The organism is Streptomyces sp. NBC_00259 (genome assembly GCF_036181745.1).
Lineage (GTDB): Bacteria > Actinomycetota > Actinomycetes > Streptomycetales > Streptomycetaceae > Streptomyces > Streptomyces pratisoli.
The window spans coordinates 176,592-193,238 of the sequence record NZ_CP108080.1; the positions used below are offsets into that span (position 1 = coordinate 176,592).

The 16,647-nt window shown below is 70.1% G+C and carries 9 protein-coding genes; 2 read left to right on the forward strand and 7 right to left on the reverse strand.

The features are described 5' to 3' along the window. Window positions 1-158: 158 nt before the first annotated feature. The 7 genes from OG766_RS00935 to OG766_RS00965 all read right to left on the reverse strand — a co-directional run bounded on the left by OG766_RS00935 (window position 159) and on the right by OG766_RS00965 (window position 13,017). A complete protein-coding gene (locus OG766_RS00935) occupies window positions 159-1,922 on the reverse strand; it encodes an FAD-dependent oxidoreductase (RefSeq protein ID WP_266377755.1) in 1,764 nt (587 codons plus the stop codon). A gap of 14 nt (window positions 1,923-1,936) precedes the next feature. After that, window positions 1,937-3,955, reverse strand: coding sequence for a maleylacetate reductase and hydroxyquinol 1,2-dioxygenase domain-containing protein (locus tag OG766_RS00940; RefSeq protein ID WP_328724280.1), 2,019 nt, complete (start codon window positions 3,953-3,955; stop codon window positions 1,937-1,939). Window positions 3,956-4,132: 177 nt separating this feature from the next. Further along, window positions 4,133-5,026: an AraC family transcriptional regulator gene (locus OG766_RS00945; RefSeq protein ID WP_266377749.1), complete on the reverse strand. Its 894-nt coding sequence runs from the start codon at window positions 5,024-5,026 to the stop codon at window positions 4,133-4,135. A gap of 236 nt (window positions 5,027-5,262) precedes the next feature. After that, window positions 5,263-5,442 (reverse strand): hypothetical protein, encoded by a 180-nt coding sequence (locus OG766_RS00950; protein WP_266377746.1) that lies wholly within the window; start codon window positions 5,440-5,442, stop codon window positions 5,263-5,265. A 341-nt stretch (window positions 5,443-5,783) separates the two neighbouring features. After that, window positions 5,784-6,782 (reverse strand): 1-aminocyclopropane-1-carboxylate deaminase/D-cysteine desulfhydrase, encoded by a 999-nt coding sequence (locus OG766_RS00955; RefSeq protein ID WP_266377743.1) that lies wholly within the window; start codon window positions 6,780-6,782, stop codon window positions 5,784-5,786. 201 nt (window positions 6,783-6,983) lie between these two features. After that, window positions 6,984-9,524, reverse strand: a complete 2,541-nt coding sequence (locus OG766_RS00960; RefSeq protein WP_328724281.1) for an MGH1-like glycoside hydrolase domain-containing protein — start codon at window positions 9,522-9,524, stop codon at window positions 6,984-6,986. A 184-nt stretch (window positions 9,525-9,708) separates the two neighbouring features. Then, complete coding sequence (locus OG766_RS00965) at window positions 9,709-13,017, reverse strand: LamG-like jellyroll fold domain-containing protein (RefSeq protein WP_266377736.1); 3,309 nt, start codon at window positions 13,015-13,017, stop codon at window positions 9,709-9,711. Between the two features lie 596 nt (window positions 13,018-13,613). Here OG766_RS00965 and OG766_RS00970 point away from each other — a divergent pair. Together OG766_RS00970 and OG766_RS00975 are read left to right on the forward strand one after the other, a co-directional pair. Beyond that, window positions 13,614-14,699: an ABC transporter substrate-binding protein gene (locus OG766_RS00970; RefSeq protein ID WP_266377733.1), complete on the forward strand. Its 1,086-nt coding sequence runs from the start codon at window positions 13,614-13,616 to the stop codon at window positions 14,697-14,699. A 138-nt stretch (window positions 14,700-14,837) separates the two neighbouring features. After that, window positions 14,838-16,604: a sugar ABC transporter ATP-binding protein gene (locus tag OG766_RS00975; protein ID WP_328724282.1), complete on the forward strand. Its 1,767-nt coding sequence runs from the start codon at window positions 14,838-14,840 to the stop codon at window positions 16,602-16,604. The last annotated feature ends 43 nt before the right edge of the window (window positions 16,605-16,647 follow it).

A 16,647-nucleotide genomic window follows, 5' to 3' on the forward strand; every position in this document is an offset into this window, starting at 1 on the left:
GTTCGGTTCGGCAACGGCGCGAGTGGCGCCTGCCATTGTTCGAGTGGTCGATCGGTCGTGTGCGCGTCCTGCGCACTGCCGGCACTGCCCCGGTGCTGCCCCGGCACTGCCCCGGTACTGCTCGGCGCTCTCGGCGGGTGCCGACGCCGCCGGCGCTGTCAGCGGTCCAGTACGGCCTTCAGCGCGCCGAGCAGCTCTTCGTACGCGGAGGGTTCGGTCTCCGGCGCCGAGGCGGACCGCCAGGCGATGTGCCCGTCGGGCCGGACGAGCAGGCAACCGTCCTCGGCCAGTTCCGAGGTCCGGCGCCACTCGCCGTAGGCGTCGCGGCTGTTCCCGGCGCCGATGCGGACGGACTTCAGGGGAATGCCCAGAGCGTTTCCGCAGTCGGCCGCGGCGGCCTCCCACACCCCACCGGACAGCCCGGTCACGACCGTGAAGGTGCCCTTGCCGACGACGTCCAGCGTGGAGATCCGGTGGCCGCCGCCGTCGACGAGCCAGGCGTGCGGCAGTTTGGCGCCGGGGCGGGTCGTGGGCCGGTGGATGAGCTCCGGGTCCCCCGTCCACACCTCGGCCGGACCTGCGTCCTCGACGACCGCGGACGAGACATAGCGCTGGTTCATCTCGACACCGTGGGCGTTGAACTCGTAGTTCTTCAGCTGGATGGCCTCTTCCAGCGCCTGGCGCCGCTTGGCACCGTCGGCCGTCTCGCCCCGGCACGCGGCGAGACCCCGGACGATGTCGTCCTCCTCGCTGTACCCGTCCAGGCCGAGGGCCTGGAAGACCGGGCCGAACTGGTCGCGGCTCAGGTTGGCGCGATCGACGATCTGCTTGCCGACCGGTGCCCGCTCCGCGGTGTAGGTGTCGAGGAGCCCCGGCCCGGCCTCCCCGCGGATGACCATGGCGAGCTTCCAGGCCAGGTTGTACGAGTCCTGGATCGACGTGTTGGAGCCGAGACCGTTGGACGGCGGGTGCCGGTGCACCGCGTCCCCGGCGCAGAAGACCCGCCCGGCCGAGTACGTCGTGGCGTAGCTGTGGTTGACCGTCCACAGCGAACTCGACGTGATCTCGACGGGAATGTCCCGGTCGCCGATGAGGTCGTGCACGATGTCCCGGGCGGCCGCCTCGTCCATGTCCGGTGCGGGCTGGTCGATGTCGTATCCCCACACCAGCAGCCACTCGTTCCAGGGCCGGACCATACGCACCAGACCCATGCCGATGCCGCCCATGTGGGCACCGGGACGCATCACCCAGTACAGGACGCTCGGGCGGTGGGCCACGTACCGCGAGAGGTCGGCCTTGAAGGTGATGTTCATGCTGCCGGCCTTGCCGCTCTGCCCGGCGATCGGCAGCCCGATCTGCTCCGCGACCCTGCTGCGACCGCCGTCGGCACCGATCAGGTAGCGCGCCCGCACCGTGAACTCGTCGCCGCGCACCCGGTCCCGGAGGCGGGCGGTGACCCCGTCGGCGTCCTGTTCCAGGTCGAGGAACTCGGTGTCGAAGCGGATCTTGGCTCCCCGCGCGGCGGCGTTCTTCACCAGGATCGGTTCCAGATAGGTCTGCGGAAGGTCGATCATCTGGGCGGGGCTGGCGGTGCCGTACTCGGTCGCGGAGTGCGGGCCGGTGCCCCAGCTGCGGATCCTGCCGATCTCCTCGCCGGCCAGGGCGGTGCACAGCACGGTGTCGCCCATGAGCTCGGCGGGGCTGCCGGCCTCGGTGGCCTCGGCGTCCACACCGAGGTCGCGCAGCACCTCCATCGTCCGCTGGTTGGTGATGTGCGCACGGGGGGTGTTGGCCAGCCAGCCGTACTTGGTGACGAGCAGCGTGCGAACGCCGTACGAGGCCAGGAGGAGGGCCGCGGAGCCACCGGCGGGGCCGCTGCCGACCACGAGGACGTCGGTGTCGTAGGTCTGGTTCGATTCCATCGGACTGCTCCTGATCAGCGTGCCGGGCCGGTGGCGAGGCGGGCGATACGGAAGGTGAAGTGCAGGCTGCGCCACTCCCCGTCGACGACGCGGCCGTCCGGGGTCGGTCCGACGCGGCGTTCGAAGTCGGCGATCAGGCCCTCCTTGACACCGAAGACGGTGTCGGAGTCCATGTAGGGCCCGCCCTCGACGAACAACTGGGTGACCAGGCGCTGGTGGCCGGGTGCGGAGATCATGAAGTGCACGTGCGGGGCGCGGTAGGGATGGCGGCCGACGGCTCGCAGCATCTGTCCCACGGGGCCGTCGTCCGGGATCGGGTACTCGGCGGGCAGGATCGTCCAGAAGCGCAGTCTCCCCTCGTCGTCCGTGCGCAGGCGTCCCCGGAGCACCGGGCCCTCGAGCTCGGGCAGTTGGACGTCGTAGAACCCGTCCTCGTTGGCCTGCCAGACGTCCACGACGGCACCCGGCAGGGGCAGGCCGTCGGTGTCCGTGATGCGGATGTCGGCCCACAGCGGAGTGCCGGCCACGCCCTGCGAGAGGTCGCCGCCCTGGGGGGTCTCCGGCGGGCCGTCGGTGTAGAACGGCCCCAGGACCGCCGACGGGGTGGTCTGCGGGGTGCGCGAGTTGGTGAGCAGATCGACGACGCTGGAGACACCGAGTGTGTCGGACAGCAGCACGAACTCCTGGCGGGTGCTGGTGGAGAGCTGCCCGGTCCGGGTCAGGAAGTCGATCGCGTACTGCCACTCGGACTCGGTGACGTCGTTGCTCGTCACGAAGTGGTGCAGGTGCCGGACGAGGTCACCGAGCAGATGTCCCACCCGCGGATCGGGTGCGTCGGCGAAACTCGCCAGCACCTGCGCGGTCAGAAGCTCGACGTCCGAAGCGGGTCCCTGTGGGTCCGACGCCGCGCCCTGTACGTACGACGCGGACACCACCGCGCCCTGTGCGTCCGACGCCGGGGCCGGGGCCGGAGGAACCGTCGGGCGGCGGCCCTCCCAGGCGGCGTGCAGCAGGCCCTCGATGCCCTCCGGGGTCAGCTCCCGGGGGTTGGGGTACGGCGTGGCGGTGGCCAGTTGTGCGGCCCGAGGCAGGTCCCCTTCCGCCATGCCCAGTTCGCGCAGGGAGGTGGGGCCTCCCAGGGAGGCGATCAGGTCGTACATCCCGCTCGGGGCGTCCGCGACGCCGAGTGCGTCGGCGATGCGGTCCATGACGTCCTGAGCGGCAGGGGCGTTGTAGGCCATGGCGTGCGGCAGGATCACCGTGTGCGTCTGGGCGTGCGGCAGATCGAACGCGCCGCCCAGTGTGTGGCACAGCTTGTGGTGCAGCCCCATGCCGACGGCGGCGAGGCAAGTGCCGGACAGCCATGCGGCGTGCAGGAGGTCGGCGCGTGCCGCGGTGTCGGACGGGTCGGCGACGAGAACGGGCAGGGCGCGGGCGACCTTGCGGATCGCGTCGAGCGCCATGCCGTCGATCACCGGGTTCGCCTGCGGCGCGTACAGGGCCTCCACCGCGTGGGCCAGGGCGTTGACCGCGCTGGTGACGGACATGCCCACCGGCAGGTCCCGGGTGAACTCGACGTCGTAGACGACGGTTTCGGGCAGGATCTCCGGGGAGGACTGGGTGGTCTTGCGCCCGTCGCGGGTCTCGCCGAGTACCGGGGTGACCTCGGAGCCGGCGTACGTGGTCGGGAGGATCAGCTGTGGCAGACCGGTGCGGAGCGCCAGTGCCTTGGCCAGACCGGTGGTGGAGCCGCCGCCCACCGCCACGAGGCAGTCGGCGGAGTGCTCCCGGAGTACGCCGAGGGCGCGTTCGGTCACTTCCACCGGGGTGTGCATCGCCGCACCGTCGAACTCCGCGACGGTGACGTCCCCGAGGACGTCCCGTACCCGGGCGGCGGCCTTGGCCACCGGCGGACTGGACAGGAGGAGAACTCGGGAAGCGCCGAGCCGCTCGACTTCGTCGCGGACCTGGCCGACCGTTCCGGTGCCGAAGATGATCCGCGAGGGATGAGAGGTGTAGACGAAATTCCCCATCGAGTCCCGCCTTCGCTAGTGCCGTGTCCCTGGATGTCTGTCACCGAGTGTGGGGACCGCGGCGTTCCCGTTCCTGCACGTTCCGCGCGTCTTTCTGCAGGATCGGCGCGAGGGGCGCGAGAGGGGTCAGGCAGCGCGGCGCAGGTGGGGCGGCCCGGCAGGACACGACAGGGGTGGTCAGGCGGCGCGGCGGAAGGCGGCGGGGGTCGTGCCCAGCTTGGCGCGCATCACACGGGTCAGATGCTCCTGGTGGGAAAAGCCACAGCGAAGGGCCACCTCGGCGATGGGCTGCCGGGTGGTGCGGAGCAGCCTGCGTGCGTGGTCCAGCCGCAGTTGCAGCAGGAACTGGTGCGGAGATCTGCCGGTGCTGGTTCTGAACTGCCTGCTGAACTGGCTCGCGCTGAGGCCGGCGGCCGAGGCCAGCGCGGACACGGGCAGGGGCTCGGAGATCCGCTCCTCCATCAGCTCTCTCGCGGACATCAGCTGCTGGTCGGTGAGTCCCGACAGCGCACCGCCGCCGTGCTCGGCGTCCCAAGGGTCCGCCGTGCCGTCGGCCGTGTGGGCCCGGGCGAGCCGGGCGGCGAGCATGGTGACGAGGTGATCGGCGTAGGTGCGGGCGGACGGCTCCCAGCGCCGTACGACGCCGTCCAGCGCCAGGACGAGCTGCTCGACCAGCGGATCCGAGCTGCCAAGCTCCTCGGCGAGTTCGACCGTCCCGCCTGGGCCGTGCGCGTCCTGCAGCACCGTATCGCTCAGGTACAGGTGGACGGTGTTGAGCCGTTCCTGCAGTTCCACGTCCAGTGCGCGGCCCGCGGGGTGGAGGAAGATGCCCCCGGCCGGGATCTGCCGGGTCTTCGTCGACGGGCCGGACCGGCGCCTGACGGTCACCGGGCCATCCAGATGCAGGATCAGCAGGTGTGTGGTCGCCGCGTCGAATCTCGCGCGATACGGCTGCTCACTCTGCGTGGAGACATAGGCATGCTCCCAGCCCAGGCCGCTGCTGGTCCGGTCCGGGCTCACCCATGGCTGGCACAGGATGCCGCCGGTGTCGAGAAGCCCCAGCTCAGGCATCCCTGCCTCCGAGGTCGAAGTGACCGCGCAGCCATCTGCGCGGTCCACCGTCCGGTGCATTTTATTGAACGCTTAATCAATGCGGAATCCTCGCGCCGCACGGCCCTTAGAAGACCTGGAGAAAGCATCCGACCGCGACTGCACCGGCGGCCGCGATCGACGTCAACCGGACAAGGATCTTCCGAGATCTCACAGAGGCCTCCCTTGGGGAAGATTCACATCGTTCGACCGCCCGGTCACAGGCCACCCATGCGTATGAGCCACCAGTCCGGGTTGTACGCCCCGCTCACGGAGTCGTGCGGCGCGGCCTGATGCTCCTCCACGGTGTCCTCGAGGCGGATACGCTCCGGGAGCTTCGAGAACCGCAGACTGCGCGACGCTTGCGCCGGGTCGGTGTTCTTGCGTTCCTGCTCCATTCGACTCCTCCTCCATACGGCGTTCCCACCGCGCTTGACGGCAACGCCCGCCAATGCGACGGGGTCGGGGATATGAAGTTCACGCCCACTTCGCTGAGCCGTTCGCGCGGGAGCCCGGATCGAGGTGTGCGCTGATGGAACGCGCCAGGGTCCTCGTATTGTTCCAAGTGCCGCACGAGTGGTTCCCCGCACTGCGGGGCAGAGCCGCGGATCACCGGTTCAAGCGGTGATCCGATGATGACAGCCCGATTCATCACCCGTCAAGGCGGTGACGACCGTGAGGCGCGTCACCTACGCGGGGCGGCGGTCGGTCCGTCCGTCCGTGCACGGTGCGCCGGAGATCAGCGAGGACCGTTGGTGTTGAGGAACAGCACCGGACCCGGATCCAGACGCCGGTCGTCGGCCATCGCGAGCAGAGCCGCCAGCGCTTTGCCGGTGTACACCGGTTCGAGCTCCAGCGACGTCGTGGCCGCGGCGAGGGCCAGCGCCCGTGCAGCCTCCGGGGTGGCATGGCCGTAGCCGGGGCCCAGCCAGTCCCTGACGACCGTCACGTCCGCCGCGGTGAGGCCGGTCCGTGCGACGTCCCCGCCGCGCCTTCGGAGCAGGCGTTCCGTCCGGCCGGCCAGCGCGACGATGGCCGGTGCGTCGAGGCACAGCGTGTCGTTGACGACCACACCGACCACCCTGCTGCGCAGCCCCGCCAGCCGCAGGCCGAGCGCCAGCCCGGCCGCCGTGCCCCCGGAACCGACCGCCGTGACCACATGCGAGGGCTCGGGCAGCTCACCCGAGGCGACCTGGGCCGCCAGCTCGAAGGCCGCCTCGACATAGCCGAGGGTGCCGACAGGCGTGGAACCGCCCGCGGGCAGGAAGTAGGGGAGCCGGCCGCCCGAGGAGTGCCGCAGGAAGAGCCAGGGGGCGGCGGCGACGGTCCGCCGCTTGGTCCGGGTGAAGTGCAGCGTGGCACCGGAGCGGCGCAGCCGCGCCAACTGCGCCCGGACATGGCCGTCGACCGGCTGGTCGATCAGCGCGAGGGCGGTCGCCAGCCCCTGTTCCCGGGCGTAGAGGGCGGCGGCCAGGCCCCAGTTCGTTCCGATTCCGCCCACGGTGAGGAGGGTGTGCGCGCCGCGGCGGCGTGCGTCGGGCAGGATCCATTCCAGTTTCCGGATCTTGTTGCCGCCCCAGCCGCCCTCTCCGTATCCGCTCTCGTCCTTGCACCAGACCGGGAGCGTCGCGGTCAGCGCGGTCAGCCGGCGGACCGGTGTCGGTTCCCTGCCCAGCCGGAGGTGGGGCAGCGAATCGGCCAGCGGCGGGAAGTGCCTGTGCAGCAGCGGACGGCTCATTCGCGGGCTTGCCTTTCCACGAGGCGTTCTCGACCTTGTCGGGGCCTGTCCTCCCGCACGTCGCGGAGAGACCGGTCCATCGTGACCTCCTGCACACGCCGTCCCCGCTGATGCTGTCAGGTACACGCGCACCGAGAACGGCTTGTGCACCGGTTCGGTTCCGAGCCCGTGGCCGTCACTCAGGTCCGGCGCAGCGGCCGCTCACTCCGCCCTGGTCAGGGTGACCGCGCCTGTGACCGGCAGCGAGCCGTCGCTGAGCCGTGACCGGACCAGCAGGCGCAGGGGTTCCCGCGCGCCGGGCGGCAGATCGGCGGGAGCCGTCACCAGCCAGCGTGTCCGCAGCGTCCGTCCGCCTCTGACCGGGCTTGGGCGGACCGTTTCGCGGGGCGCGGTCCGCCAGCCGCGGGGCGCCAGGAGCTGCGGGTGGACCACCACGGTGCCGGCTGCCCTCACCGTGGTCGTGACCTCGACCGTCGTGCCCGGCCGGACCGTGATCAGCCCTTGCGGCCCTGTCTCGATCGCGACGTCGAGTCTCGGGTCCTCTGTGCGCCACGACTGCCAGGCGCTCACGCCGACACCTCCGCCCACGTCGCGCACGGCGGTGAGCCGCAGCCCGTCGGTCGTGAGGGTGCGGTCGAGGAGGATGCGGTTGAGGACACCGCGCTGCGGGGTGTCCGGGGCACGGCGCTGGCCGGGCACCGGACGCCAGTCCCCGTCCTGGGTGCGGTAGTCGAGTGCGTAGGAGTCGGGGGTTCGGACACCGCCGCCGTCGTCGTAGAAGGAGATCCGGATGTCCGACACGAGGGTCGGGACGCGCAGGTCGACGGCGAGGTGGTCGGTGCCGTTCGGGCTCTGGTAGTTCGTCCACCGTGACGACGGCGTGTCGATGTGCAGGTCCTGCCCGTCGATGGCCCTGGCGGGACTGTCCAGGGGGAAGGTGTACGAGGCGCTCGCGGCCGGATATCCGCTCCGGGCGACGTTCGCCAGGTCGTCGACGACGCGGGGTGGTGTCCGGCGGTGCACGACCCGGCCGGTGTCGAGCCGTACGGGATCGAGGTCGTTCTGGCGATGCACCCGCCTGCCGTCGAGCCATACGCTCAAGCCGTTTCCGCGGCCGTACGTCGTGCCGTCGCGGTCCCACAGGACGGTGAGGTTACGGCCCTGGTAGGCGAGGTTCTCCACCGCGAAGTGGTCCCACTCCTTCGGGGCGAGCGGTGCGATCTCGACACTGGCCCCGCGCTGGGGGCGGATCCCGAGCAGTCCGGACAGGACGAGGTCGTTGAAGGTGGAGTGGTTGTAGTCCTCGCTGTGTCCGCGGCCGTCGTAGATCCAGCGGTCCTCGTCGGGATGGTGTGCCTCGGCGACGTAGAGCCGCCCGTCCTTGCGGTGGGTCAGGGCGTAGGCGCGCAGCGCGGCGTAGTAGTCGGCCCGGCCGACGTAGGGCTGGTCGGGGTAGTCGATGAGGAGGTTCGCCAGCGCGGTGAGGGTGTGGCTGGTGGAGAACGGCCAGCTGGGACCGTTCCAGCGGCAACAGCCGTGGAGCGCCTCGTGCATGAACCAGGGGCTGCGTCGTTCCACCGTCGTCGGGCCGAAGGGTGCGGCGAAGCCCTGAGGGTCGGTCAGCTGAGCCCACGCGGCGGCGTTCTTCTCGGGCGCCATGTGGAAGTACCACGGGACGAAGCCGATCTGCTCCCGATCGGCGATCTTGTGGCGGTCGGGATTGCCGTCGCGCATGACGTGCTTGTAGAACTGGTCCTCCTCGTCCCACAGCCAGCGTTCCTGGTGCGCTTGCAGCGCCGCCGCGCGGTCGTCGTACCGCTGGGCCTTCGCACGGTCACCGGCCCTCCCCCGCAGTCGCAGGAGTGTGGCGATCGCTCTAGCATCGCCGTACTGGTACGCGTTGAGCGTGGGGCGGAAACCGTCTCCGCCGTGGTACGGGTCGTCGCTCTGGTAGGCGCTCGCCGTGTACTCCATCGCGTCCCACACCGGCGTCTGCCAGTACAGGCCGAGTTCCTCGTCGTACTGCGGGGCCCACTTCTCCCACTGCCGTTCCAGCTCGGGGATGCGGTCGAGAGCGAAGTCCCATCGGCCGTCCGCCGATGCCCTGGCCACGACGGCGTCGGCGATCCAGAAGGAGTACTGGTGGGCCCAGTCGGTCGTGTTCTTGTTGAGGAAGTCGGTGGCGGGCTTGGGTCCGGAGCCGCTGCCGCGCAGCCAGTAGTCGATGTAGTCGTCGAGGTAGCGGGGGTCGCGCAGCCAGCGGGCCTCGCGGATGTGGTGGGCCGCCGCGGCGACGATTCCGCCGTTCGGCGCGGAGTAGCCGACCGGGCCGAGGAACTCCGAGAGGATCCAGCCCTCTTCGGCTCCGGTGTACTTCAGCGCGTGCTTGATCACGCGCCACCGGTAGTAGTAGGTGTCCTTGATCGCCTGGTCGGGCACGTCGACGAAGGGGATGTTGGCTTCGTACCACTGGGCCTCCACGATGTCGCCGAGCAGCGCCCGGTGATCGAGGACCGTGGTGCCGGGGCCCACCTCGGGGTACATCGGGGGCACGGCCGGCCGGTTCCCGGAGGGGGCGAAGGAGTCGGGGAAGGCGCCGGCAGGTCCGGGGCGGCGGGCGTCGGCGCCGGGCACGGGAGGGCCGACAGGTGCGTCGGCGCCGGACGCGAGAGGGCTGGTCAGGGCGACGGCACCGAGGGCCAGTGCTCCGCTGTGCAGGAACTGTCGTCGGTCGAGGGACATGCGGGTCCTCCGTCTCTGCGTACCGGTGGGCGGGTCAGGATGGCGCGCAGCCGCCTCGGGTCGAGGCAGCTGCGCGCGAGCAGGTCCTGATGCGGGCGGCAGGGTGGGGCGTTGCAAGGGGGGTGCAGAGCGCCGGCGAGCGGGATGTGGGCCCGCTCGCCGGGGCTCCTGGTGACGGTCGGCGCTACGGCTTCTCCTGGGCGTGGAGAGCGCTGACCTCCTCGGCGGTGAGCGCCTTGTCGTAGGCGTGGACCTGGTCGATCGCGCCGTGCCAGAAGTCGACGTTGCCGCCGCTCCACCGGGCGCGGCCGACGGAGAGCGGTCCGGTGCTGACGTCGGCGGGGCCGGGGGTCGCCGTCGCGACGAGTTTGCCGTCGACGTACAGCTCGATCCTGTCGCTCGCGGTGTCGCGCACGCCGACGAGGTGGTACCAGCGGCCGAGTTCAGGCGTGGTCGCCAGGCGGGCGCGGTTGCCGCCGGGGGTGCTGAAGGCGAAGGCGCCCTGCCCGTACTGGAGGTAGAAGGGGTTCTCCTGGCGCCGGCCGTCCTGGCTGACGGCGGTCGCGTAGTTGCCGGGGAGGGAGTCGAGCGTGACCCAGGCGGAGATGGAGTAGCTCTTGGTGGTGTCGAGGACGGGGCCGTCGGTCTCGGCGAACCGGCCCTGGCCGTCGAACTTCAGCGCGCTGCCGCGGACGCCGGGGGTCCAGGTGGTGCCTTCGGTGAGCCGCAGGGGCCGGCCGTTGGGGCCGGCGTCGGCGGCCGTGGTGCCCTTGCCCTCGTCGAGGGTCCAGGAAGCGCCGCCCTTCAGCTCGTCCCGTTCACCGGCGGCGGCGCCCGCGGCGATGACCTTGCGGTTGATCTCGCGCACCCTGACCGGGTCGATCTTGATCTCCCGGCGGTCGTAGGTGTAGAGGCCGTTGAGCTCGTTCTCCAGGTCGGTGATCTGTGTGTACACCGAGCCGGAGAGCTCGGCTCCGGCTGCCTCGAGGTAGAACTTCTCGGTGTTCTCCACGTACTTGCGCGTCAGTGCCTCCTTGTCGGCGACGCCGCTGTAGATCACCGTGGGCGCGCCTGGCCACATGTGACCCGGGGTGCGCAGCGTGAACCCTCCGTGCTCGCCGTCCATCGCGGCCCGGTTCTCGTCGGGGAAGGCGGGGTCGGTGTTGTTGTAGTCGTGGTGGTCGATGATGTCGCCCTTGCCCGAGTCGCCCTTGGAGTTGCAGCAGTTGACCCCGCTGTGGGCGTTGACGATCCGGGAGGGGTCGGCGGCCCTGACGGACTCGGCGATGCGGCCGGTCTCCTCGCGGTTCCACTCGCCCCAGCCCTCGTTGAAGACGATCCAGCCGACGACCGAGGGCGCGTTGTGATGCTGGCGCATCATCTCCCGGCCCTGGTCGACGAACGCATTCTGGCCCGTCTCGTCGGTGATGTTGCCGGAGACGAAGTCCTGCCACACCAGCAGGCCGAGCCTGTCGGCGTGGTGGAACCAGCGGGCCGACTCCGTCTTGATGTGTTTGCGGACGGCGTTGAAGCCGAGCTTCTTGTGGGCTTCGAGGTCGAAGGCGAGTGCCTTGTCGCTGGGCGGGGTGTAGAGGCCGTCGGGCCAGAAGCCCTGGTCGAGCGTGGCGAGGGAGAAGACCGGCTTTCCGTTGAGCACCAGCTTCTTGAAGCCTCCGACCTTCTCGATGCCGATCTTCCGCATGCCGAAGTAGCTACCGATGGTGTCCGTCGACCGGCCGTCGGTCAGTTCGACGTCGAGGTCGTAGAGGTACGGGTCGTCGGGGCTCCAGAGGTGCTGCTCGGCCACGGGCAGGCGCAGCTTGCTGTTGACGGGCCCGCTGACCTTGCCGACGATCTTGCCGCGGTTGTCGCGGGCGACTGCTTCGACACGGGCGGCCGGGGAGGCGTCGTCGGACTCGACGGTCACGGCCAGGCTGCTGGTGTCGATGTCGGGCGTGGTGACGACGTTGTCGATCGAGGCGTCGGGTACGGGCTCCATCCAGACCGTCTGCCAGACGCCGGACGACTGGGTGTAGAAGATGCCGCCCGGGTTGGTGGACTGCTTGCCCATCGGCTGGTTGGCGCCGCCGGTGTCGGTGACCGCGACCACGACCTCCTGCGGTCCGGTGCCCTTGAGTGCCGCGGTGACGTCGGCGGTGAAGGCGTTGTAGCCGCCGGTGTGCTCGGCGACCTGTTTGCCGTTGACCCAGACGCGGGCCCGGTAGTCGACGGCGCCGAAGTTGAGCTTCAGCCGGTTGCCCTTGCCGGCCTTCCAGTCCTTGGGCACGTTCACGAGCTTGCGGTAGAACATGTGGTCCTCGTGCCGCTCGATCCCGGAGAGCTGTGACTCGACCGGGAACGGCACGATGATCTTCTCGTCGAGGTCTTTGCCGAAGACGGGCTGCTCGCCCGCGCGGGCACCGCTGAACTGCCAAGGACCGTTGAGGTTCTTCCACTTGCCGCGCACCTGTTGCGGGCGGGGGTACTCGGGCAGTGGGTTCTTCTCGTCGAGCGAATCGCCCCATGGGGTGAGGAGCCGGTGGGTGGAACGGTTCTGCGCGTAGCGGATGATCTCCGGCACGGTCTCGTCGCCGTTCTTGAGACCGCCTTCGCCGTCGTAGACGACCTTGACCTGCTGGCTCTTCTGGATCGGCTCGGCGAGGGTGACGATGAGGGACTTCGGGTCGCCCGGTGCGACCGCGACCGACCTGATCGGCATGGCCGTCGTGTCGGCCTCGATCTTCAGGTGGTCCTTGACCGCCCGGATGTCACCGACCCTGTTCTCGAAGGTCGCCCTCAGCCTCCGGCCGTCCTCGGGGACGGACAGCTCCACCGGATAGACCTCGAAGTCGGCCGGCGGGGTGAACGCCGAGTCCGGCACGAGCTGCTTGGGCAGCGTCGGAGTCGACCAGCGCAGGAACATGTTCGCCCCGCCGACGTCCTGGAACATCTCAAGACGGAAGTCGTACTTCTGACCGGCGGTCAGCTCGACCGGTGCGCTGGTCTGTTCCTTGTCCCAGTCGCCCACCCAGTGGTCGATGACCGGCTCGCCGTCGATGAAGAGCCGGAAGCCGTTGTCGCCGATGCCGTGGAAGGTGTACGCGCCGGTGGCCGGCGGCTCGATCGCACCCGTCCAGCGAGCGGTTGTGTGCTCGGCCCTTCCGGTCAGCGCCTCGAAGGTGGCCGCCAGACCGGGGAAGTTGATCTGCGGATCGAGGGAGGTGCCGCCGAGTTCCGCGAAGTCCCGGGCGCCCGGCGCCGACATGCTGAAGTACTCGCCCTTCAGGCCGTGTACGTCGATGGCGGCGTTCTCGGCGGGGCGGTTCACGATGGAGCGGTTCTCGGCAGAGGCCTGCTCTGCGGGGAGGGTGACCGCGCCGGTCGGCTCCGCGGCCGATGCGGAGGGGGCCAGGCTGCTCGCCGGCAGCACCAGAGCGGCAGCGATCAGCAGCGCCCGCGCTATGGCTCGTGGGCGGGTGTGTTGTCTCGTCATCGAATCTTTCCTCGTACAGAGGGGATCAGGAACGGACCTGGAAGCGGCGGAACGACTGAAAGGCTCCTGCGAGGTGCCGTGCTCGGCTCGGGGCCATGGCACATGGCGGGTCGCCGCACAGTCTCGTGAACGTGCTCCGACCGGCGGCGGACCGGATCGGCGCCAGCACGGCACCGCACCGCACCGCACGGCATCGGCGCAGGAGCGGCCGACCGAGACGGCCGCCGGGCATTTCAACGTTGGAAATCTGTGTCGCAGCGGAATGACAGCACGCCCTCCAGCGGCTGTCCAGACCCCTCGCACACACTCGCCTGATGTGTCGTCATCCTCGCTGCGGCAGCGGGAAGTTCAGGGATCGGAGCCGTCCCGGAAACGTTGCGCCACACTCTTGCCGGGCTTGCTCCCCCAGCGTTATAACGTTGTAAAGCCGGAGCCGCCGACCGCACCACGGAGGCTTCCAGGCCCACGTCTTCCCAGGTCAGGACTGTACTGACCATGTCTGCCGGACGCCCGCCCCCGGCAGCCGGCTCTGCCTGTCCACCCCGCCCGACCGCACGCCACTCGGCGGTGCTGTCCCCGCCAAGGAGTGTCTTCCCATGACCCTTCCGCAGCGATCCCGCACGCTCGCTGTCGCCTCTCTGGTCGTCGCCACCGCCACGCTGGCCCTCTCCGGATGTGCCAAGTCGGAGGACACGAACGACGCCGGCGGCGACAACGGCCAGGCCGCCCAGGCGGTCCAGACACCGGCGGCGTCATCCGGTCCCGGCTGCAAGCTGGAGACCTACGGCGCTCCGAAGCTCGACCTCAAGGACGCGATCGTCGGCTTCTCCCAGTCGGAGAAGGAGGCCAACCCGTTCCGGATCGCCGAGACGCAGTCCATCAAGGACGAAGCCGCCAAGGTCGGCGTGAAGAAGCTTCTGACCACCAACGCCCAATCCCAGCTGCCCAAGCAGATCAGCGACATCCAGGACATGCTCGCGCAGGGCGCCCAGTTCCTCATCGTCGCACCCCTCAACTCCGACGGTCTGGAGCCGGCCTTCCAGGCAGCCGCGGCGAAGAAGGTTCCCGTCCTCACGATCGACCGCAAGGTCAACGCCACGGCCTGCAAGGACTATCTCGCCTTCCTCGGCTCCGACTTCGTCGAGCAGGGCAAGCGGTCGGCCGATGCGACGATCAAGGCGACCGGCGGCAAGGGCAAGGTCGCGATCCTCCTCGGCGCATCCGGCAACAACGTCACCACCGACCGCACCAAGGGCTTCGTCGACCAGATCAAGGCCAAGGCGCCGGGCCTGGAGATCGTCGCCCAGCAGACCGGTGAGTTCGCCCGCGACAAGGGCCAGCAGGTCATGGAGCAGCTGATCCAGTCCAAGCCCGACATCAGCGCCGTCTACGCGGAGAACGACGAGATGGCGCTCGGCGCCGTCACCGCCCTGAAGGCCGCCGGGAAGAGCCCGGGCAAGGATGTCAAGATCGTCTCCATCGACGGCACCCGCAATGCCGTCCAGGCCCTGGCCAACGGTGAACTCAACGCCGTCATCGAGTCCAACCCCCGCTTCGGCCCGCTCGCCTTCGCCACCGTGCAGAAGTTCTACGCCGGTGAGGAGATCCCGGAGAACGTGATCATCGCCGATCGCGCGTACGACGACTCCAACGCCAAGGCCTCCGTCGGCGGAGCGTACTGACCGGCCCGCTCTTCAGGCTCCTGCCCCTGATCGGGCCCTGTCCGCACGCAACGCCACGGCCCCGCCCCGGGCCGTCACGGTACTCGCTGCCCGTGGCGGCCCGGGATCCCACCATCGATCTCCGGAAGGCCACGTCTCATGGCACCCCCCGAAGGCGCAGCGTCCGCGGCGGCCGGCCCACAGCCGGCAGCCGCGCCGACGGTGCTCGAGGCTCGCGGCGTCGGCAAACGCTTCCCCGGCGTCGTCGCCCTCGACGACGTCTCGTTCAGCTTGCGCGCGGGTGAGACCCACGCGCTCGTCGGCGAGAACGGCGCGGGCAAGTCGACCCTGGTCAAGGTGCTCACCGGTGTCCATCGCCCGGACGGCGGCGAGTTGCTGCTGTCGGGCCGGCCGGTGGACTTCGCCCGCCCCTTCGAGGCTCAGCAGGCCGGCATCTCCACGATCTACCAGGAGGTGAACCTGGTGCCGCTGATGAGCGTGGCACGCAACATCTTCCTCGGCCGCGAGCCCCGCACCAGGCTCGGGCTGATCGACTTCGCGCGCATCCACAGCGAGGCGGCCACCCTCCTCGGAGGGTTCGGCGTCACCGTCGATCCCCGCCGGCCCCTGCACACCCTGGGCATCGGCACCCAGCAGATGGTCGCCCTCGCCCGTGCGGTGTCCGTCAAGGCGCAGGTCGTCGTCATGGACGAACCCACCTCGTCCCTCGAACCGCGTGAGGTCGAGACCCTGTTCCGGGTCATCGGCGATCTGCGGCGTCAGAACATCGCCGTCGTCTATGTCAGCCACCGCATGGACGAGCTGTACCGCATCTGCGACCGGGTCACCGTGCTCCGCGACGGCAAGCACATCCACACCGGCGACCTGGCCGGTCTGGACCGCATGCGGCTGGTCTCCATGATGCTCGGCCGCACGATCTCCGAGGTCCGCCGGCACGGTGTGACGAGCTTCGGCGAGGACGGGCACGACATCGCGCGCAAGCCCGTACTGACCGCCACCGGACTGACCCGCAAGCACCAGCTGGACAAGGTGTCGCTGGAACTCCACCCCGGCGAAGTGCTCGGCCTCGCTGGCCTTCTGGGATCCGGCCGCAGCGAGACCGCCAAGGCCCTCGCCGGTGCTCTGCCGCTCGACGCCGGGGAGATCGGCGTCAACGGCACCTCCCTCGGCCGGCTCTCCTCCGCGAACGCCATCCGGGCCGGCATCAGCCTGCTCCCCGAGGACCGCAAGGCCGAGGGCATCGTGCCCGGCCTCTCGGTCCGCGAGAACATCGTGCTGGCCGCGCTGCCCCGGCTCTCGCGCGCCGGCATCGTCTCGCGCGGACAACAGGACCGGGTCGTCGACATCTTCATGAAGCGCCTGCGCATCAAGGCGTCGAGCCCCGAGCAGAAGGTCGGCGAACTCTCCGGCGGCAACCAGCAGAAGGTCCTGCTCGCCCGTTGGCTGTGTCTCGAGCCCAAGGTGCTGCTGCTCGACGAGCCCACCCGCGGCATCGACGTCGGCGCCAAGGCCGAGGTGCAGGCGCTCATCGACGAGCTCGCCCAGGAAGGGCTCGCCGTGCTGCTGATCTCGTCCGACATCGAGGAACTCGTCGAAGGGTCCGACCGGATCGTGGTGCTGCGCGGCGGAGCCACGGCAGGCGAACTGACCGGCGACCAGGTCACGGAGGACGCCCTGCTCGCCGTGCTCGCCGACCACTCCCCCGCCGTCGAACCTCCCGGGGCGGACACCGAAACCACCGGCGCCGCGGGAGGGGCCGCCGCGACGGCAGGCACCGCCACTGCAACAGGCACCAGCGCCGGCGACACGGAGAGCCCGGGCACCGACACCGACACCGACACCGACACCGGAACCGGTGCGCACGTCCCGGCGCAGGCCACGGCCGGCAAGGAGGACCCCCGATGACCACGCGCGCCCGACCGATCCCCGCAGAAAGGACCGTGAAGCA